Source organism: Kineococcus lubricus (genome assembly GCF_050871965.1).
Lineage (GTDB): Bacteria > Actinomycetota > Actinomycetes > Actinomycetales > Kineococcaceae > Kineococcus.
The window spans coordinates 13,216-32,663 of record NZ_JBJLSK010000019.1 but is presented as its reverse complement, the minus strand read 5'-3'; the positions used below and the strand labels follow the sequence as shown (position 1 = coordinate 32,663).

Here is a 19,448-nt window from a genome sequence, read left to right as displayed (position 1 = left end):
ACGGGCGTCCCCGGCCGCACCCCGGTGATCACTACCCTCGACGGGTGAGGTTGCTCCTGACGTCCGCCGGGCTGGTGAACGCCGGGTCGTGCGCTGCCGTGGAGGCCCTGGCGCGCCGCCCCCTGTCCTCGCTGACCGTCGCCGTCGTGCCGACGGCGGCCAACGTGATCGGGGGTGACAAGGGATGGCTCATCGCCGACCTCGTGAACTTCCAGCGCGCCGGTTTCGCGCAGGTCGACATCGTCGACGTCTCCGCGCTGGACCGGGAGGTGTGGGCCGCGCGCCTGCACGAGGCCCACGTGCTGGCGGTGACCGGCGGGGACACCACCCACCTGTTGCGGTGGGTGCGGCGCAGCGGGCTGGACCGGGCGCTGGGTGAGCTGCTGCTGGAGCGGGTCTACGTGGGCATCAGCGCGGGCAGCATGGTCACCGGCCCGCACCTGCGGCTGAGCCGCTCGGTGCAGCGCGTCCCCGAGGACACCGAGGGCCTGGGCCTGGTGGACTTCCTCGTGCAGCCGCACCTGGACTCCCCGCACTTCCCCTCCGCGAGCGAGCGAGCGGTGCGGGAGGCGGCCGCGCACTTCGCGGAGGACACGTTCGCCCTCGCCGACGGGCGGGCCGTCTCGGTGGACGACGGCGCCGTGCGGGTGGTCGGCGAGGGGCGTCACGTCGTCGTGCCGGGTGGCGCGGGACGGCCCGTCCACGACGGGTGACGAGCCGTTCCCGGGGCCACCGGCCGGACCGCCCGCCCGTCCCGGGACGGGGCCGGTCTCAGACCCGGAAGGTCGCGACGAGGGCGTTGAGGTCGGCGGCGGCCTGCGAGACCTCGCCGGCCGCGGCGGCGGTGGCGCCGGCGCTGTCGGTGGTGCGCGCGGCGGCCGCGGCGATCCCGGAGATGTTCGCCGAGATCTCCTGGCTGCCGGTGGAGACCTCGGTGACGTTGCGGACCATCTCCGACGTCGTCGCGGACTGCTCCTCCACGGCGGCGGCGATGGTGGCCTGCAGACCGTCGATGCGGGCGATGACCTCGGCGATCTGCCCGATGACCACCGTGGCGGCCTCGGCGTCGGTCTGGGTGGCCCCCACCCGCGAGACGATCTCCTCGGTGGCGCGCGCGGTCTGCTGCGCCAGTTCCTTCACCTCACCGGCCACGACGGCGAAGCCCTTGCCCATCTCCCCGGCCCGGGCGGCCTCGATGGTCGCGTTCAGCGCCAGCAGGTTCGTCTGCTCGGCGATGGAGGTGATGAGCTTGACGACGTCGCCGATCTCGCGCGAGGACGTGCCCAGGCGCTGGATCGTGGCGCTGGCCTCGTCGGCGGAGGCGACGGCGGTGCTGGCGGTGGAGGACGCCTCGGCGGTGGCGGTGGCGATCTCGCGGATGGCCGAGGTCATCTGCTCCCCGGCCGCGGCCACGGTGCCGATGTTCGCGCTGATCTCCTCGGTCGCGGCGGACACGACCTGCGCCTGGGCGGAGGAGTCCTGCGCCCCGGCCGACAGTTCCCCCGCGACCGCCGTCAGCTGCTGGGAGGAGGCGGCCAGGGTCGCCGCCGACGCCGACATGCGGGTGACGACGGAGCCGATGCCGTCGCGGGCGCGGTTGACCGCCCCGGCCATGGCGCCGAGCTCGTCGGCGGCGTGGACGTCGGCGGCGACGGTCAGGTCCCCGGCGGCGACGGCGTCCAGGGCGGTGGCGACCGAGGTCAGCTGGCGGCGGATCAGCCGCAGCACGGCGGCGGCGATCACCCCGGCCAGCAGCAGGCCGCCGACGAGCACGGCGACGACGACGGCGCGGGCGCGGGCGACGGCGCTCTCGGCGGCGGCCTGACGGGCCGTGGCCTGGGCGGTCTCGGTCTCCTGCAAGGTGACGATGGCGGCGTTGAAGCCGTCCTCGGCGGCGCCGAAGCGTGCGCCGATCTGGTCACCCGCGGGCATCTGGAACCCGCTCGGCGGCGCCTGCCGCAGGACGATGACGTCGCGCAGCGCGGCGTAGTCGGCGTAGGCGGTGCGCAGGTCGTCCGCGGCGGCGACCGCGGCGGCCCCCGGGCCGCGCCCGGTGTAGCTGTCCAGGGCGTCGGCGAGGGCGGCGTCGGCCTCGTGCGCCAGCTCGACGGAGGCGGGGACGTCGGCGCCGGGGATGCCGGCGAGGAACTCGGCCCGGTACTGGTCGGCGATGGCGCCGCGCGCGCTGGCGATGTCGAGCATGCCCGCGACGTGCTGCTCACCGATCGCGGTGACCTCGGCGCTGGCGCGCTGCATGCCGCCGACGCCGACGGCGCCGACGGCGACCGCGACGGCCGAGGCCGCCAGTACCGCGGCGGTGATCTTGGACGTCACGGACCGGTCGGCCAGCGGGCGACGGGGGCGGGTCTGGGCGGGGGCAGCGGACACGGTGTTCCTCCTGAGGGGTCGGCTCCCGGCATCGACGCCGGGGGCCACGGTCTTGAGCTCGCGGGGCTGGGTCTGCCGCCGCGGTCAGCGCAGGGCGCGCTGCACCACCAGCGTGCGGACCTCGGCCGTGCCGCCGCGGACGGTGATCGACCCGCCCTGGAAGTCCTGCACCAGCGCGCCCCCGGAGGTGCGGGCGGCCGAGACGGGGTACCCCAGCGGCCCGGTCTCCCAGCCGCGCGCGGACCAGGCCTGGCGCACCGCGGTGGGCACGGCGTGCGTGCCGGCCCCGGGCGAGGAGTACACCGAGCCGCCGGTGAAGTGCTGGCCGGTCCCGCCGCCGGCGAGCCCGCCGAACGCGTCCGAGGCCGGGTAGCCCAGGGCGCCGCCCTCCCAGCCCTGCGCGGCCCAGGCCGACCGGACGGCGCCGGCGACGACGTGCGTGCCGCCCGGCCCGGAGTAGATCGAGCCGTTCTGGAAGTGGGCGTAGGAACCGGCCGGCAGCGCGGTCGCCGTCGTGGTCGGGAACCCGAGGGAGCCGTTCTCGTACCCGGCCGCGCGGTAGGCGTCGAGCACGGCGCCGCCGAGGGCCTGGGCGCCGGTGGCGGGCGACCAGTAGACGATCCCGCCCTGGAAGCGCTGCGCGACGCCGTCGCGGACGGTGAACTCCTGGCCGGTGGGGTACCCCAGCCAGCCGTTCTCCCAGCCGGCGGCGGCCCAGCGGTCGCGGATCGCGCCGCGCACGACGGCCGACCCCGTCGTCCCGCTCCAGTAGATGGAGCCGCCGCCGAAGTGCTGCCCGTACCCGCCGGCGCGCAGCGGGCCGAACTCGCGGCCCATCGGCAGCCCCAGGTACCCGGCGTTGGCGCCGGTGGCCGTGTAGCCCTGCAGGATGGCGCCCTTGACGGGGATCCCGACGTAGCTGCGCGAGCCGTCGGGGTTCTGCGCGACGAGCGGGGTGCGCCGCGCGGACCCGAAGTCGGCGACCCAGTAGGAGCGCCACACGGTGCGGTTGCCCGACCACAGGGTCGTGTAGACGAGCCCGACGCCCACGGAGGTGTACTTGGGGTCCTGCAGGACGGCCCGGTGCGGGGTCGACTTCATCCAGGTGTCGACGGCGAGGTCGCCGTTCTCCAGGCCCTTGGTGTCGGGGTTGCCCATGTCGGCGGTGGCGACGATCTCGCCCCACTGCGGGAAGTCCGACAGCAGCGTGCCCAGGTTCGGGTTGTGCTTCATCCCGTCGCCCTGGCCGAGGACGTCGGCCCAGTCCTGGGCGACGACCTCCAGGGTGGGGTCGAGGGTGACGGCCGGGGCGCCGACCTTCGCGCGCTCGCGGTTGAGCCCGTCGAGGATCTGCTGCTGCTGGGTCGCGGCCGGGACGACCGGCTGCAGGACCTGCGCGGCGGCCGCGGCGGGGGCGGCGTTCACGAGGGCGGCGGCGCCGGTGCAGGGCAGCACGACGAGGGCCGCCAGCAGGGGGGCCAGGAGTCGGGAGCGCTTCACGGTCACGCAGTAGGGATCGTCGCGGCGCCGGGGTGACGACAGCCTCCGCCCGGGGACACCCGTCCAGCCGTGCCTGGGTGACGGACGGTGACGAACGGAGCCGGTCGGAGGACCTGGGACGGTGATCCGGGCCGCTGCGGTGCCACTGCGGGGTCGGGTTCGTCACCCGCGAGGACGGCGTCAGACCCACGGGGTCACCACCCCCGGCAGCACCCCCGGCACCACCCCCGGCCCCGGGCACGACGTCGGCGGCGTCGCGGTCGTCCTGCTCCCAGCGGGGCGCCGGGGGGTGCGGGCGTGGCCCCCGCCTCACGGGTCCCCCGGGCGCCACCCGTGGACGAGTCGGGGCCCGTCGTGCTCGTGCGCGCTCGCCGGGGGTCCGCTCGCGGTCCGGCGCGGGGCGCCGGACCACGAGCCGCACCCCCGGCCGGGCGCGGCTACCGCTGCTCGATCGCGGCGGGCCGCTGCTGGGCCGCGCGCACCCGGGCGACGTCGAGCTTGGTGCTGCGGTCGAAGGAGTAGACGCCGTTCTGCTCCTGGAACACGTCGGTGAGCTGGGTGTAGCAGTAGCCGAACATGAGGGGGTCGTCGAGCAGGACGCCCGTGAGCCCCTCGAAGCGGTGGTGGAACTCCTCCTCGCTGCGCGGGGGTTCGCCGTAGCCCCAGGAGGACTCGGCGCCGCGGTCGACGTCGGGGTCGCTGGCGGCCACGTCGGGGCGCCACCAGATGCCGCCGAACTCGCTGCAGAACCACGGCTGCCCCTGGTAGGGCAGGGAGATCACGGTGGTGGTCCCGTGCGCGAAGTTGGTGTCGGGGCGGCCGTCGGCCAGCCCCGCCATCTCGCGGGCGAACTGCGCCGGGTCCTGGGTGTAGTTGTGCGAGTCCCACACGTCGGTCTCCAGCACGCGGTGGGAGTACCCGGAGGCGTCGAGCACGGGGCGGGAGGTGTCCATCGCCTTGGCGGCCAGGAACATCGCCCGGGTCGCGTCGTCGAGCACCTGGCCGCGGTCGGTGAGCGGCTGGTGGGTCTCGTTGAGCCCGCACCAGCCCACGATCGAGGGGTGGGAGTAGTCGCGCTCCAGCGCCTCGAGCCACTGGCTGACGAAGTTCGGGGTGGGCTGCTGGTACTCCCCGCGGTGGCTGCTGCCCTCCTCGGCCGCGCCCCAGTCGCCGAACTCGCCCCAGCACAGGTAGCCGAGGCGGTCGGCGTGGAAGAGGAAGCGCTCCTCGAAGACCTTCTGGTGCAGGCGGGCCCCGTTGAAGCCCGCCTCCAGGGACAGCTCGATGTCCTTCACCAGCGCCTCGTCGGTGGGCGCGGTCATCAGCCCGTCGGGGTAGTAGCCCTGGTCCAGCACGAGGCGCTGGAAGACGGGGCGGCCGTTGAGCAGGACGGCCTTGCCGTCGATGCTCACCGAGCGCAGGCCCGCGTAGGTCTCCACGGTGTCCACGACGGCGCCGGCGGCGTCGGCGAGGGTGACGGTGACGTCGTAGAGGTGGGGGTCCTCCGGGCCCCACAGCCGGACCCGGTCGGCGGGGACGGGCAGCACGAGGCGCGGCGAGAGGTCGAGGTCGGCGCGGACGGTCGCGCTCACGACCTCCCCCGCGCCGTCGCGCACCTGCGCGGTCAGCGTCCAGCCGGCGCGGTCGCCGACGGCGCCGGTGTGGCTGCGGCGCAGCGGCTGCTCGAGGTGGAACGTCGAGCCGGCGACGTCGGGGGTGATCCGCGGCCGGCCGAGGCTGACGTCGGGCACGGGCTCGGCCCAGACGGTCTGCCAGATGCCGGTGGTGCGGGTGTAGAGGCACTCGTAGTTGTCGTACCGGGTGGACTGCTTGCCGCGGGCCTGCGGCCCGTGGCGGTCGTCGCGGGCGCGCACGACGACGGTGACGGTGCCGGTGCGGTGGCCGAGGTCGGCGGTGAAGGGGGTGAAGCCGCCGCGGTGGCGGACGACCTCCTCCCCGTCGACCCAGACGGTCGCGTCGTGGTCGACGGCGCCGAAGTGCAGCAGGGTCCGGCGCCCGGCCCAGTCCGCGGGGACGCTCAGCTGCCGCCGGTACCAGACCGCGGGCATGAAGTCGGTGTTCCCGACGCCCGAGAGCGTGGACTCGGGGGCGAAGGGGACGGTGATGGTGCCGGTCAGGGGGCGGTCGCGCAGTCCGCGCTCCAGCCCGGAGTCGCCGGCGTCGACCTCGAACTCCCAGGTCCCGTTGAGGTTGAGCCAGTCGGCCCGGACCATCGAGGGGCGGGGGTGCTCGGGGCGGGGGGTTGCGGGCACGTGCTCCTCCTCGTCGACGGACGTGCGTGCCGGGACAGTCTGCCGTCGCACGTACATCGTTGCAAGCGCGAGACCGGGAACCGCTATGCAGCGTTGCAAACGCGTGCTACGTTCCACCCCACTGACCGGGACAGAGCGGTTCTCGGCCAGCCGGTGCCGCCGACCCGGCGGCTACCGACCGCCAACGACGGCAGGGACGGACACGCGTGAACAGTCATCCCCCGACACCCCCCACCCGCAGTGCGCTCAGCCGGCGCACCCTGCTGCGCGGCAGCCTCGCCGCCGGTGGTCTGGGCCTGGTCGCCGGCACCGCCGGGTGCGGTTCGCCGCTCGCCGCGGGCCTGGCCGGCACCCAGCTCAACCCGGGGACCGTCACGTTCTGGAACCTCTTCGGCGGCGGCGACGGCGCCCGCCTGCAGCTCATGCTGGACGAGTACCGCAAGCAGCAGGGCAGCACGGGCTCCCTCCAGGCGGCCACCTTCGCCTGGGGCAACCCGTACTACACGAAGGTGTCGCTGGCGACCCTGGGCAACAAGCCGCCGGACGTCGCCGTCGCGCACCTCACCCGCGCGTCCAACCTCGCCGCGGCCGGGCTGCTCGAGCCGATCACCGACGACGTCCTCGCCCTCGCCGGGCTCTCCAGCAGCGACTTCAACGAGCGCGCCTGGGAGGCCTCGAAGTTCGAGGGGCAGGTCTACGCGATCCCCATGGACACCCACCCCTGGGTGCTCTTCTACAACGCCGACGTCTGCCAGGCCGCCGGGCTGCTGGGCCCCGACGGCGAGCTGGCCCCCATCGAGGGCCTGGAGGCCTGGGAGGCCGCGCTCACCGCGGGCAAGGAGGCCTCCGGCGGGTTCGGGGCCACGACGGCGACGGTCGCCGACGACTCCAACAACTGGCGCTTCTTCAACACCGTCTACAGCCAGCGCGAGGGCAACACGCCGCTCATCGACGACGAGGGCCTGTCGGTGACGATGAACGACGAGCTGGCGGTCGACACGCTCGCGACGATGCGCAGCTGGGTCGAGAAGGGCCTCATGCCCGCCACCGTCGACACCCCCGGCGCGGAGACCCTCATGTTCACCGGCAAGTCGGCGTTCTTCATGAACGGCGAGTGGGAGGTCACCACCGCCCAGAGCATCGAGGGCCTCAACTTCGGCATGACCGCCTTCCCCACCCTGTTCGACCAGCCTGCCGCGCACGCCGACTCGCACGCCTTCATCCTGCCGAGGATGGAGCGCGACGACGCGCAGCTGGAGCGGGCCATGGGCTTCGTGAAGTCGCTGCTGGACCAGGGCATGACCTGGGCCGAGGGCGGGCACATCCCGACCTACCTGCCGATCTTCGAGAGCAGCGAGTACCAGCAGCTGGAGCCGATGTCGAACTACGCCGACGCGGCCTCCTACGCCTCCTACGACCCGCCCGCCTGGTACTCGGGGTCCGGTTCCAACTTCGAGACCGTCACGGGAGCGACCATCGGTCTCGTCCAGCAGGGCCTCACGAAGCCCGCGGACGCCGTCGCCTCCATCCGGGCGGCGCTGGAGAACTACGCCAAGACGGCGAACCCGCTGTGACCGCCCCGACCTCCCCGGCTCCTGGAGACAACGACCGATGAGCGCACACACCGTCGGCGCGCAGCCCGCCGTCACGACCGTCCCGAGCGGTGACCAGGGCCAGGTCGGGGGCCCGCAACGGTCCGCCTGGCTGTTCATCGCCCCCTTCGGGTTCTTCTACCTCTGCTTCCTGCTCGGCCCGTCGATCTACATGTTCGTGGCGAGCTTCTTCGACACGTCCATCGTCAAGACCGGCCTGGGCGACTTCATCGGCCTGGAGAACTACTCGGCGCTGGTCCAGTCGAAGGACTTCTGGTCCTCGATGTGGCACACGCTGCAGTTCACGATCTACACCGTGCCGCCGCTGGTGATCCTGTCCTTCGTCTTCGCGGTGCTGGCCAACCGGATGCCGCGCGGCTCGACGTTCTGGCGGCTGGCCTTCTTCACCCCCTACATCCTGCCCTCGGCGGCCATCTCGCTGATCTGGGTGTTCATCTTCACCGCCGACACCGGCCTGTGGGCCACCGTGCAGAAGTGGTTCGGCGCCGACGCCCCCACCCCGGTGCTGGGCACCCCGAGCCTGGCCATGGTCGGCATCGCGGTCGCCACGATCTGGTGGACGATCGGCTTCAACTTCATCCTGTACCTGGCCGGCCTGCAGGACATCCCCCGCGAGCTGTACGAGGCGGCCGCCATCGACGGCGCGACGCCCTGGCAGCAGATCCGCCACCTGACGATCCCGCTGCTCAGCCGCACCACCACCCTGGTCCTGCTGCTGCAGATCATCGCCAGCCTCAAGATCTTCGACCAGGTCTACCTCATGACCGGCGGCGGCCCGGGCACCAGCACCGAGACCGCCCTCGTCTTCATCACCAAGACCGGTTTCACCGACTACCGCATCGGGGCGGCCGCCGCCGCGTCGTTCCTGCTCTTCGTGGTCATCGTGACCATCGCCGTGATCCGGCAGCTCGTCGAGCGCGCCCAGCAGAAGGGAGCCTGACATGGCGACCACCGACGCCCCCGGCAGCCGCCGCTCCGGGATCTCCGCCGCCGCCCCGGCCCGCACCGCCAAGGTCAGCGCCAACGGGGGCAAGAACTTCAACCGCATCACCGCGGTGGTCCTCGCCGTCTTCGCCGTCATCTGGCTCATCCCGAGCCTGTGGGCGATCAAGACGTCCTTCACCGACAACGCCGTCTCCGCGCTCGGCACCCAGGCGATCCTGAAGGACGTCAACCCGACGCTGGCGTCGTACGCGTCGCTGCTGGGCGGGGGCGACCTGTGGAACTGGTACCTGGCGAGCTTCATCACCTCGACGCTGTCCGCGGCGCTCGTCGTGGTCTTCGCCTCGATGGCGGCGTTCGCGATCTCCCGCATGCGCTTCCGCGGCCGCAACGTCGTCTTCGTCCTGCTGCTGGCCGGGATCATGGTCCCCGCCGACGTGCTGATCATCCCGATCTTCCAGCTGCTGAACTCCGTCGGGCTGCTCAACACCTACTGGGCGGTGATCTTCCCCCAGGTGTCCAGCGTCATCGCGCTGTTCGTCTTCAAGCAGTTCTTCGACGGCCTGCCCAAGGAGCTGGAGGAGGCCGCCCGCCTCGACGGGGCCTCGAACTGGCGGATCTACCGCTCGGTCATCATGCCGCTGTCGCGCCCGGTCCTGTCGGCCATGGCGATCGTCACCTTCGTGGGCGTCTGGAACAACCTGATCCTGCCCCTGTACGTGCTGTCCAACCCCGACCTCATGACGATCCCGGTCGGTCTGGCCACCGTCCAGGGCTCGTTCGGCCAGCGCTTCTCCGACATCCAAGCCTCCACGATCCTCGGCGCCCTGCCGCTGGTCGTCCTGTTCCTCGTCTTCCAGCGCCGCATCGTCGAGGGCGTCGCCGGCACCGGTCTGAAGGGCTGATCCACCTGTGAGCACCGCACCGCACCTGTCCGGCGTCGTGGACCTCGACGTGGCGGGCGCCACCATCAGCCGGCACCTCTACGGCCACTTCGCCGAGCACCTCGGCCGCTGCATCTACGAGGGGTTCTGGGTCGGGGAGGACTCCGACATCCAGAACACCGCCGGCGTGCGCGACGACGTCGTGCAGGCCCTGAAGGACATCAGCATCCCCAACCTGCGCTGGCCGGGGGGCTGCTTCGCCGACGAGTACCACTGGGAGAACGGCGTCGGGCCGCGCGAGGAACGCCCCTCGATGGTCAACACCCACTGGGGCGACGTCGTCGAGGACAACTCCTTCGGCACCCACGAGTTCATGCAGCTGTGCGACCTCCTGGGCGCCGAGCCCTACGTGTCGGGCAACGTCGGCAGCGGGACCGTCCGCGAGATGAGCGACTGGGTGGAGTACCTCACCCGGTCCGGGGACGCACCCATGTCCCGGCTGCGCCGCGAGCACGGGCGCAGCGAACCGTGGAAGGTCCCCTTCTGGGGCATCGGCAACGAGGCGTGGGGGTGCGGCGGGAACATGACCGCCGAGCAGTACGCCCAGCTCGCCGCGCAGTTCGCGACCTACGCCCGCAACCACGACGGCAACGAGCTGTACCGGATCGCGGCCGGCCCCAACCGCGACGACTACCACTGGACCGAGACGCTGATGAAGTCGATCAGCACCCTCGGCGGCCCGGTCGAGGAACGGCACCACCAGCGCTGGCAGGCGCTGTCGTTCCACTACTACACGCACGCCAGCGACGACTGGCAGCACAAGGGCTCGGCGACGGAGTTCGACGTCGACGCCTACCACGCGACCATGGTCAACGCGTGGCGCATCGACGAGATCGTCCGCGGCCACTCCCGGGTCATGGACGCCTACGACCCGGACGCGACGATCGGCCTGGTCTGCGACGAGTGGGGCACCTGGTGGGACGTCGAGCCCGGGACGAACCCCGGGTTCCTGTTCCAGCAGAACACCCTGCGCGACGCCCTCGTCGCCGGGCTGCACTTCGACGTGTTCCACGCCAACGCGCGCCGGCTGGTCATGGCGAACATCGCCCAGACCGTCAACGTGCTGCAGGCGATGGTGCTCACCGACGGGGCCCGCATGGTGCTGACCCCGACGTACCACGTGTTCGCGATGAACGCCGGTCACCAGGACGCCACGCACCACCCCGTCCAGGTGACCTCCAGCGACGCCACGCACACCGGTGAGCAGGGCTCCTACCCGACCCTGACGACGTCGGTGAGCTCGCGCGAGGGGACGGCGCTGGTGTCGCTGACCAACCTCGACGTCGAGTCCGGGGCGCAGGTCCGCCTCGACCTGCGCGGGCGCGACTGGGCGGTCGGCACCGCCCGGCTCCTGGCCGCGCCGACCCTGCAGGCCCACAACACCGTCGAGGACCCCGCGGCCGTGGCCCCGGTCGCCTTCGACGGCGCGCGCCGCGAGGGCACCACGCTCGTGGTCGACCTGCCGGCGCACTCGTTCGCGACGGTGGAGCTCAGCCTCGGCTGAGCCTCACCGGTGGGTGCCGAGCACCTGCTCCAACGCCCCGGACGGCAGGCCCCTGCCGTCCGGGCGCGGCCAGTGCACGACGACCTCGTCGAAACCGGCCCCGGCCAGCGCCGCCGCGAACCGCGGGTAGTCGGTGTAGGCGCCGCGCTCGTCCAGGCCCAGCAGGGCCAGCCGGCGCACCCCCGCCGAGCCCTCCACGGCGGCGAACCGGGCGGCGGGGGCGGTGAAGCGGGCGATCGCGTCCTCGACGGTGTCGTCCGGGCCGGGTTCGCCCGCCCCGTAGGTGACCCAGGCGTCGCCGGTGCGGGCGGCGAACCGCATCCCCCGCGGCCCGGCCGCGGCCACCGTCAGCGGGACCCGGCCGGTGACCGGCCCGGGGATCGAGCGGGCGTCCACGGCCGCGTAGTGCTCACCGCGGGCGTCGGTGCGCCGCTGCGACAGCAGGGTCCGCAGCAGCAGGGTCCACTCCTCGAAGCGGTCCTGCCGCTGCCGCGGCGTCAGCGCGGGCAGGCCGAGCACCGCGGCGTCGTGGGCGGAGGTCCCGGCCCCGACCCCCAGCTCGAACCGGCCGCCGCTGACCTGGTCGAGCGTCACGACGTCGGCCGCGAACGGGACGGGGTGGCGGTAGTTCGGCGAGGCGACCAGGGTGCCGAGCCGGACCCGCCCGGTCGCGGCCGCGGCGGCGGTCAGCAGCGGGACGGCGGCGTACCAGGGCCCGTCGCGCAGGTCCCGCCAGGACAGGTGGTCGTAGCTGAAGACGGTCCGGACCCCGGCCTGCTCGGCCGTGCGGGCGGTCTCGACGAAGGCGGACGGGTGCAGGTCGTTGAGGACGACGCAGGACAGCTCCACGCCCGGGAGGCTAGCCGTCCAGGTCGCCGGCCCGCCGCGCCGCCTCGACGGCCGCGGTGGTGCTGTCCACGCCGTAGCGCTCGCGCAGCGACCGCAGCAGACCGGCCACCTCGACGATCGGGACGGCGAGGTCGTCGGCGACGACCGCGGCCGGTTCCCCCGCCGCGACCAGGTGCAGCGCCCGCGCGGCCCTCGGCTCCAGCGGCGGCAGGTCCCGCGGTGCGGGGGGCGGCCCGGCGGGGTGGCGGGTCACGGCGAGCCGCCCCCGCGGGCCCAGGTCCAGCACGACGACGTCCTGCCCGCGCAGCGCGTCCAGCACCGCGTCCAGCGGCACGGGCCACGAGCTGCGCGGCGGTGACGTGCGGTCGTCCATGCGTTCCCCTCAGCCGACGTCGCGCGGTGCGACGTCAGCCAGGATGTGCCCTGCCCGGGGCCCGCAGGACCGTTCGGGCCCGTTCCCGGCGGGGTTTCGCTGGTCAGGACGAAGATCCACGCCGCTGCGCTGGTCGCCGCTCACCGTGCGTGCCCGCGCCGGCGCCACCGCGCGAACCGGCCCCGCGCCGGCGGGGCCGGTTCCGGTGCGGGCGCGCGGGCGGCGGCCTCGGCGCGGCGCCGCTGCGTCCACTCCCCCACCAGGGCGTCGGCGTCGAGCAGCGCGACCGCGACGAACGGACCCTCGGCGGGACGGCGGTACAGCTCGCGGACCCGGTCGTTGAACCCGGCGACGACCTCGCGGACGACCCCCTCGGAGGTCAGCTCGTGCACGTCGCGGGCCAGGACCTCGCGCTCGCGGCGCAGGGCCAGCGCCGGCGGCAGCATCCCGGTGACGTCGAACCCCTCGCGGCGCGCCTTGTCGGCCGCCCACTGCTCCGCGGAGAACTCGCGGTCCAGGCCGCGCAGCGGGGCACCGGCCCCGGGCAGGTCATCGAAGTCGCCGCGGTCGAGGGCCTCGCGGACCAGCCGCTCGACGCGGTCCTCGAAGCGCCGCCCGACCGGTTCGCGTCCGCTCACCGTCCCACCCGCTCGTCCCGCGCAGTCCCCGGCCAGCCGGCTACCAGTACCGAAAGTACCCACCGCCCCGGTCGCGGTCAACGGACCGCCGGGTCACCTGGCGCCGGGGCCGAGCCGGTACTTTCTGGACGTGAGCACAGACCCCGGCGCCCAGCACCACGACCTGCTCACCGTGCTGCGCGGAGGAGCGGCCGCCACCCCGGCCCCCACCCCGCCGGCCCCGGCGGCCGTCACGCTCCTGCCCGCCGCGGCGACCTCGCGCCACCAGCTCGCCGTGGACACCGCGCTGGCCGGCGGGCCGCTGGTCGTCGACACCGGATCCGAGGGCGCCGTCCTGCTCACCGGGCTGCTCGCCGCCCTGGCCGCCGCCGGGCGCCGGGTCACCCTCGTCCCGGGCACCGCCACCGCGGCCGCCCGCGAGGAGCTGGCCCGGCTCGGCCTGGGCCACCTGCTGGCCGACACCCCCGAGGACCCCAGCCGGCGCGGTGCGGACCTGCCCCCGGCGGACCCGAACCGGTGGCTGGCCGTGCTGCGCGACCTGGACACCCGCCACCGCGCCTGGTTCAGCGGTGACGGCGAGGGCGGGGCCCCCAGCCGCTCCGACGCCCTGGCCGGCCTGGCGGCCCTGCGCTCCGAGCACCTGCACCCCCCGCTGCTGCCCGCGGCGGCGGCGTGGACGGCGCAGGACCGGGCCCGCGTCGTGGAGCTGCTCGGCCGCGGTGCCCCGGCCGGGGACGACGCGCTGCGCGGCGTCGACGACGAGCGGGTCGCCGCCGCCGCGGACGCCCTCGACGCACTGCCCGCGACGCTGGACCGGCTGGCGGGCCTGATGGCCCGGCTGGGCTCGGAGGTGCGCTGGCGCACCCCTCGCACCCTCGCCGACGTCGAGGCGGCCCCCGCGCTGCTGGCCCGGGTCGAGCAGGCGCTGCGGACCTACGTCCCCAGCGCGCTGCACACCGACCTCGACCACGCCGCCGCGATCCTGGCCCGCCAGCCGCGCTCGCTGCTGTCGGCCGAGGAGCGCGAGCGCCGCCGCGAGCTGAAGCGGCTGTCCTCGCTGCGGCACGACGGCGCCGGTTTCGGGTCCGGGGACGTCCAGGCGCTGACGGAGCTGCACCGCGCGTGGGCCGAGCGGGCCGACGGCACCCCGGCGTCGTTCCCGGGTCGGGAGGAGCTGGTGGCCGTGCTGGACGCGGTGCGCCGGGACCTGCCCGTGGTCGCCGCGGTGCTGCCCGACGTCCCGGCCGACCCCGACGTCGCGGCCCTGCCCGAGCTGGCCGACCGGGTCCGGCGGGCCGCGGCCGCCGCCCGCGCCCGCCGGGACCGCGCCGCCGTGTCCGCCGAGGGGCTGGAGGACCTGGTGGCCGCCGTCCCGGCGGGGTCGGGCCCCGCCGAGGTCGCGCGGCTGGTGGAGGGCACGACGTGGCGGGCCCTGGTGGAGGCCCCCGACCCCGGCGGGGTCCCGGTCGAGCGGCTGGCCGAGGAGTTCCGCCGCCTGGACGAGCAGCGCCGCGCCCGCGCCGCCCGCGAGCTCCAGCTCGCCCTGTCCGGGGCCCGGGCCACCGCGGTGGCGGTGACCGACGAACCCACCGGGCCCGACCTGGACGTCCTCGTCGTCGACGACGCGCACCGGCTCGACGCCGACCGGGTCGCGGGGTTCGCCGCGCACGCCCGGCAGGTCGTGCTGCTGGGCACCGGGTCGCACGACCCCGTCCCCGACCCGGGGTCGGCGTGGGCGCGGGCGGCGCTGAGCGCCCTGTCGCTGGAGCTGCCGCGCCGGGCGTCGGGCGTGCGGGACGCCGTCGCGGCCGCCGTCGCCGCGGCCGGGCCGTCGGCGGAGGCCGGCTCCGGGACGGACCTGGTGCTGCGGGCCGACGGGGCGGTGCTGCTGGTCGACGTGGAGGACTCCCTGGCGCTGCTGCGGGTGCAGGACCGGGAGGTCGCCCTGCCCGCGCGGCACCGCGCGGCGGGCGAGGCGTACCGGCTGCTGCGGGTCGCGGACTGGTTCACCGATCCGCGGGGCACCACGCGCCGGCTCGTGGAGGAGCTGGGCTCGGTCCGGCCCGCCGCGCCCGAGGCGGTCCCGGTGCCGGTCCCGGCGCCGGTGCCGGCGGAGTCGTTCCCGAAGGGGCTGGGGTCGGCCGAGGACGCCCACCGCACCGTCGCGGACTTCGTCACGGCGCTCGCGGGGGGCAACCCGAACATCGACCAGACGCCGGCGGCGACGGTGGACGCGGCGGTCGCGCTGGCCTACGCCGACCTGGGCGTGCAGGCCGCGGACGCGGCGGTGCTGGACGCCGCGATGGAGCTGCTGACGTACCGGCGCCGGGGCGCGAAGGTGCTGCGGGCGTTCAAGGAGTCGTTGCAGCGCAGCAAGAAGAAGATGCGTGGGGCCGGGGTCAAGGTTCCCTGAGAGGACCGCCCGGATTGACGGGCGGTGGCGGCAGGGGCAGGCTGACCCCGACAGTAAGCGCATACATCACGATGCCCCACCCGTCACCGCCGACGCCCCGGGAGATCTCGATGCACCGCCGCACCTTCCTGACCGGAACCCTCGCCGCCGGGACCCTGACCGCCGGGAGCCTGGCCGCCGCGCCCGCCGCCTCCGCCCGCTCCCCGCACCGCGCGCAGCTGCGGACCTGGGCCGAGCAGACGTGGCGCTGCCTGGACGCCCTGACCGTCCCCGCCTCGGGCCTGGCCGCCGACGACATCGGCGCCGACCTGTCCGCCGCCTCCCGCGGCCGGCAGACCTCCCCCACGAACATCGGCTGCGGCCTGTGGTCGACCGTCGCCGCCCGCGAGCTCGGCCTGCTCGGCCGGGCCGAAGCCCGCCGCCGGCTGGCCCGCACCCTCGGCACCCTCACCACCCTGGAACGCCACGAGCAGAGCGGGCAGTACTACAACTGGTACGACCCGGCCGACGGGCGCAAGCTCACCGAGTTCCCCGGTTCCGGGGAGGTCGTGAAACCCTTCCTGTCCTCGGTCGACAACGGCTGGCTCGCCGCGGCCCTGATCGTCGTCGAGCGCGCCGAACCCGCGCTGCGGCAGCAGGCCCGGCGCCTGCGCCGCTCGATGGACTTCGGGTTCTACTGGAACGCGGACGAGAACGCCCCCGGCGGGCAGCTGCGCGGCGGGTTCTGGGACGCCGACCCCGGCGAGGACGCCGCCGTCGTGGGCAACCACCGCGGCGGGGACCCCGTCTGGTACACCGGCCACCACTACGGCACGTTCAACACCGAACCCCGCATCGCCTCCTACCTCGGCATCGCCGCCGGGCAGATCCCTCCCGAGCACTACTGGGGCACCTACCGGACCTTCCCGGACGGCACCTGCGACTGGGACTGGACCGAGACCCGCCCGGAGGGTTCCTGGCGCACCTACGACGGGGTCCGGGTGTTCGAGGGCGCCCTGCCGTACCGCGGCAAGCTGGTCGTCCCCACCTGGGGCGGGTCGATGTTCGAGGCGCTCATGGTGCCGCTGCTCGTCCCCGAGGACGAGTGGGGCACGCGGTCCTGGGCCCGCAACCACCCGCTGTACGTCCGGTGCCAGATCGAGCACGGCACGCTGGAGGCGGGCTACGGGTACTGGGGGTTCTCCCCCAGCAACGACCCCGCCGGCGGGTACCGCGAGTACGGCGTCGACCAGCTCGGCCTCGACGGGCCCGGGTACACCTCCGACCAGGAGCGGACCTCGGTGGAGCAGGCGTACGCCGGGTGCCGCCCGGGGTCGGCGGCCCCGGCGGAGTACGGCGACGGCGTCGTCACCCCGCACGCCTCGTTCCTGGCCCTGCGCTACGCCCCCGACGCCGCGGTGCGGAACCTGCGCAACCTCGCCACCGACTTCGACTGCACGACCGACGGCGGGTTCCTCGACGCGATCGCCGTGCGCAGCGGCACCGTGTCGCAACGGTTCCTCGCCCTCGACCAGGGCATGGTGATGGCCGCCCTCGGCAACGCGCTGGGCGGGGACGTGCTGCGCCGCCACGTCGGCGCCGAGCTCGCCCCGGCGCTGGAACCGCTGATGCGCCGGGAGGTGTTCGCGACGCGGGGGTGAACCGCCCCGGCACGACGAGGCCCCCGGGACCGGCACCGGTCCCGGGGGCCTCGTCGTCACCGAGGGTTCAGCGGGGGGTCAGGCGCCCGAACCCCCGCCGGGCTGCAGCACCCCGTCGGCGAACAGCTGGTACGGCGCGTACGCGGGCGCCGTCTCGGTCGGGTCGTCGGCGGTCACCAGCACGGCCGCGACGTCCGGGGTGAACCCGAGCGCCAGCTTCACCGGCGCGACCGTCTTCCAGCCCCACGGCGTGTTCAGCACGGGCAGGTCCACGACCGCGACCCGTTCGTCGTCGTACCCGACGAGCTGCACGGTCCACCCCGCCACCGGGGTGGGGTGGGCCTGGGTCAGCGACTTCCAGGTGGACAGGTCACCGGCGTCGGCGACCTCCTGGCCCCCGACGCTCACCGAGTTCACCGTGACGCCCGGCTCGGACACGCCGCCGTCGGTGACGTACCGCAGGGCGACGTCCACGGTGCGGCCCGCGAACTGCGACGCGTCGAACTCCTGCTCGCCGGACACCTCCCCGGACAGGCCACCGGTGCCCGGGTCGGCCCCCTCGGTGGGCAGGTTCACCCAGGTGCCGGTCGCGTCGTCGTAGACCTGGACGTAGAAGTAGTCGTAGCCGGCCTCGGTGTCCAGGTCGAGGTCGAGGGTGATGGTCGGGTCCTGCGCGGGGATGTCGAACCTGCGGACCACGGCGCGGTCGAGGTCGTCGCCGCTGCCGGAGACGAGCCGGCCGTCGACGACGGTCCACTCCACCGGCGTCACCGGGTAGTTCCTCGCCCCCACGAAGTCGACGAAACCGTTCTGCAGGTAGCCGTCGAGGTTGCGCAGCCGGACGAAGTCGGCGCCGTTCACCGGGGCACCGGGCGAGTCGTAGGCCTGCGGGGTGTCCCAGTTCACCTTCGCCGACAGGGACTCGGTCGTGAACCGGGCGGGGTCGCCGTGCTTGAGCCGGGCGCCGGAGTCCAGGGCCGCGTCGACGGCCGCCGTGGCCAGGAAGTCGTGCAGGACGTCCTGCGCACGGTCGGGGTACCCGAACGCGTCGAGCACCGACTGCAGGCCCGCCAGACCGTTCTGCGGTTCGTTGTGCAGAGCCGTCATGAAGTCCTGCCCACCGAAGTGGTCGTGCAGGTAGAACATGAACGCGTACGTCGCGCCGTAGTCCGCGAGCGTCTCCGGCGCCCCCTGGTCACCCCACTGGGTGACCGACTGCTCCGGCCCGCCGTAGCTCTCCTGCGGGTTCCAGCCGAAGAACGTGGCGAGGTGGTTGTCGGCCGCGGGGTCGTCCAGCGGGATCGTCGGGTCGACGTACCCGACGAGGGTCTGCGCCCAGTCCGACAGGCCCTCGTTGACCCAGTTCACCTCGTCCGGGTCGGCGTAGTGCTCCAGCAGGTGCTGGTACTCGTGCGCGAAGGTGCCCTCGTAGGTGCGGGGCGCCGGCTCCCCCAGACCGGGGCGCTGGAGGTGCTCGGCGCAGGCCAGGTAGTCGGGGTCGGCGGAGTCGTCCGGCGGGTTCGTGCCCGTGCGGTGCAGCCAGTCGAACCCGTCGATCGTCATCACGTTGCGGTCGACCAGCTCGTTGAACGCCGAGGAGAAGAACCCGGCGATGTAGGTGCGCCCGTTCTCGTTCGTGGGGTCGAAGTAGTTCTGGTCCCGCACGTTGTCGATGAGCGCGACGGTGCGGTCGCCCTTCCCGGACCAGTAGTCGTCGGGGTACCCGGCGTCGGGGAGCAGGTCGTCCAGGACGCTCTCGCTGCCGTCGCGGTCGGGGGCCACCGAGAACGCCTCGGACTCCTTCGGCAGGACGTTGTCGTCGAACTCGTCGGCGAAGGTCTGGGCCTGCGCGTCGGTGACGGTGGTCAGCGCGCCGTCGCCGAGCGCGTTGCGGCAGTCGCCCTGGGGGAAGGACAGGTCGTCGGCGACCCACACCTCGATGTGGTCCCCCAGCCCGCGCAGCGTGTAGCCGCGCACGCTGGTCGCGGCGGACACCTCCTCCCCGTCCGGGGTGACGCCCCCGTCGATGAGGGAGGGCCAGTCCCGGCGGTCACCGACGCCCGGTTCGCCGCCCTGCGGGGCGGCCAGCGTGGTCCGGGCCCGGGCCTGCGCGGTCAACGGCAGCGCGGCACCCCCCTTGTAGTCCCCGTCGAGGAGGCGCACGTCGGCCGGCAGCCCCTGGCCGGCCGGGGCGGGAGCCGCCGCGGCCGTGGCGGGGACGGCGAGCGCCGTCGCCGAGAGCGCGGCCAGGGCCGCCAGGCCCCCGCGCCGTGGGTTCAGCCCCATGGGTAGTCCTTCCTCAACGCACAGTGATGTTCTGAGCGTGAGCTTCCCCTACGCACAGCGACCCCACAAGGGACCGCGCCCGGGG

Annotated in this window: 14 protein-coding genes; 7 read left to right on the top strand and 7 right to left on the bottom strand. The window is 74.3% G+C overall.

All coding sequences use genetic code 11. The features are described 5' to 3' along the window. Positions 1–44: 44 nt before the first annotated feature. Entirely contained in the window at positions 45–713 is a 669-nt protein-coding gene (locus ACRYRX_RS15400) for a Type 1 glutamine amidotransferase-like domain-containing protein (RefSeq protein ID WP_432513114.1), read from the top strand. Positions 714–771: 58 nt separating this feature from the next. Here ACRYRX_RS15400 and ACRYRX_RS15395 read toward each other — a convergent pair whose 3' ends face one another. The 3 genes from ACRYRX_RS15395 to ACRYRX_RS15385 form a co-directional block, all read right to left on the bottom strand. Further along, a complete protein-coding gene (locus ACRYRX_RS15395; RefSeq protein ID WP_432513112.1) occupies positions 772–2,388 on the bottom strand; it encodes a methyl-accepting chemotaxis protein in 1,617 nt (538 codons plus the stop codon). 84 nt (positions 2,389–2,472) lie between these two features. Continuing rightward, on the bottom strand, positions 2,473–3,888 hold the full coding sequence (locus ACRYRX_RS15390; protein ID WP_432513110.1) for a CAP domain-containing protein: 1,416 nt from the start codon (positions 3,886–3,888) through the stop codon (positions 2,473–2,475). A 437-nt stretch (positions 3,889–4,325) separates the two neighbouring features. After that, a complete protein-coding gene (locus ACRYRX_RS15385) occupies positions 4,326–6,122 on the bottom strand; it encodes a glycoside hydrolase family 2 protein (RefSeq protein WP_432513192.1) in 1,797 nt (598 codons plus the stop codon). Positions 6,123–6,367: 245 nt separating this feature from the next. Between ACRYRX_RS15385 and ACRYRX_RS15380 the strand changes: the two genes are divergently transcribed. From ACRYRX_RS15380 to ACRYRX_RS15365, 4 genes are read left to right on the top strand one after another with little or no spacing between them, the layout of a single operon-like run. Continuing rightward, on the top strand, positions 6,368–7,735 hold the full coding sequence (locus tag ACRYRX_RS15380; RefSeq protein ID WP_432513109.1) for an extracellular solute-binding protein: 1,368 nt from the start codon (positions 6,368–6,370) through the stop codon (positions 7,733–7,735). A 37-nt stretch (positions 7,736–7,772) separates the two neighbouring features. Further along, positions 7,773–8,714, top strand: coding sequence for a carbohydrate ABC transporter permease (locus ACRYRX_RS15375; protein ID WP_432513107.1), 942 nt, complete (start codon positions 7,773–7,775; stop codon positions 8,712–8,714). 1 nt (position 8,715) lies between these two features. After that, positions 8,716–9,621 carry a carbohydrate ABC transporter permease gene (locus ACRYRX_RS15370; RefSeq protein WP_432513105.1) on the top strand — a complete coding sequence of 302 codons (906 nt, stop codon included), beginning with the start codon at positions 8,716–8,718 and terminating at the stop codon, positions 9,619–9,621. Between the two features lie 7 nt (positions 9,622–9,628). Next, entirely contained in the window at positions 9,629–11,164 is a 1,536-nt protein-coding gene (locus tag ACRYRX_RS15365) for an alpha-N-arabinofuranosidase (protein ID WP_432513103.1), read from the top strand. Between the two features lie 3 nt (positions 11,165–11,167). On the opposite strand, the gene ACRYRX_RS15360 is transcribed toward ACRYRX_RS15365, so the two are convergent. The 3 genes from ACRYRX_RS15360 to ACRYRX_RS15350 form a co-directional block, all read right to left on the bottom strand. Then, positions 11,168–12,013 (bottom strand): LLM class flavin-dependent oxidoreductase, encoded by an 846-nt coding sequence (locus ACRYRX_RS15360; protein WP_432513101.1) that lies wholly within the window; start codon positions 12,011–12,013, stop codon positions 11,168–11,170. Between the two features lie 10 nt (positions 12,014–12,023). Next, on the bottom strand, positions 12,024–12,386 hold the full coding sequence (locus tag ACRYRX_RS15355) for a hypothetical protein (protein ID WP_432513100.1): 363 nt from the start codon (positions 12,384–12,386) through the stop codon (positions 12,024–12,026). A 140-nt stretch (positions 12,387–12,526) separates the two neighbouring features. Then, on the bottom strand, positions 12,527–13,024 hold the full coding sequence (locus ACRYRX_RS15350) for a DnaJ family domain-containing protein (RefSeq protein ID WP_432513098.1): 498 nt from the start codon (positions 13,022–13,024) through the stop codon (positions 12,527–12,529). 130 nt (positions 13,025–13,154) lie between these two features. On the opposite strand from ACRYRX_RS15350, the gene ACRYRX_RS15345 reads away from it, so the two are divergent. Continuing rightward, the gene (locus ACRYRX_RS15345; protein ID WP_432513096.1) at positions 13,155–15,437 is read left to right on the top strand and encodes a hypothetical protein; all 2,283 of its coding nucleotides are present in this window, start codon (positions 13,155–13,157) and stop codon (positions 15,435–15,437) included. 110 nt (positions 15,438–15,547) lie between these two features. Beyond that, entirely contained in the window at positions 15,548–17,077 is a 1,530-nt protein-coding gene (locus ACRYRX_RS15340) for a glucoamylase family protein (protein ID WP_432513094.1), read from the top strand. A 78-nt stretch (positions 17,078–17,155) separates the two neighbouring features. On the opposite strand, the gene ACRYRX_RS15335 is transcribed toward ACRYRX_RS15340, so the two are convergent. Further along, a complete protein-coding gene (locus tag ACRYRX_RS15335) occupies positions 17,156–19,363 on the bottom strand; it encodes a peptidase M6 (RefSeq protein WP_432513092.1) in 2,208 nt (735 codons plus the stop codon). Positions 19,364–19,448: the final 85 nt, after the last annotated feature.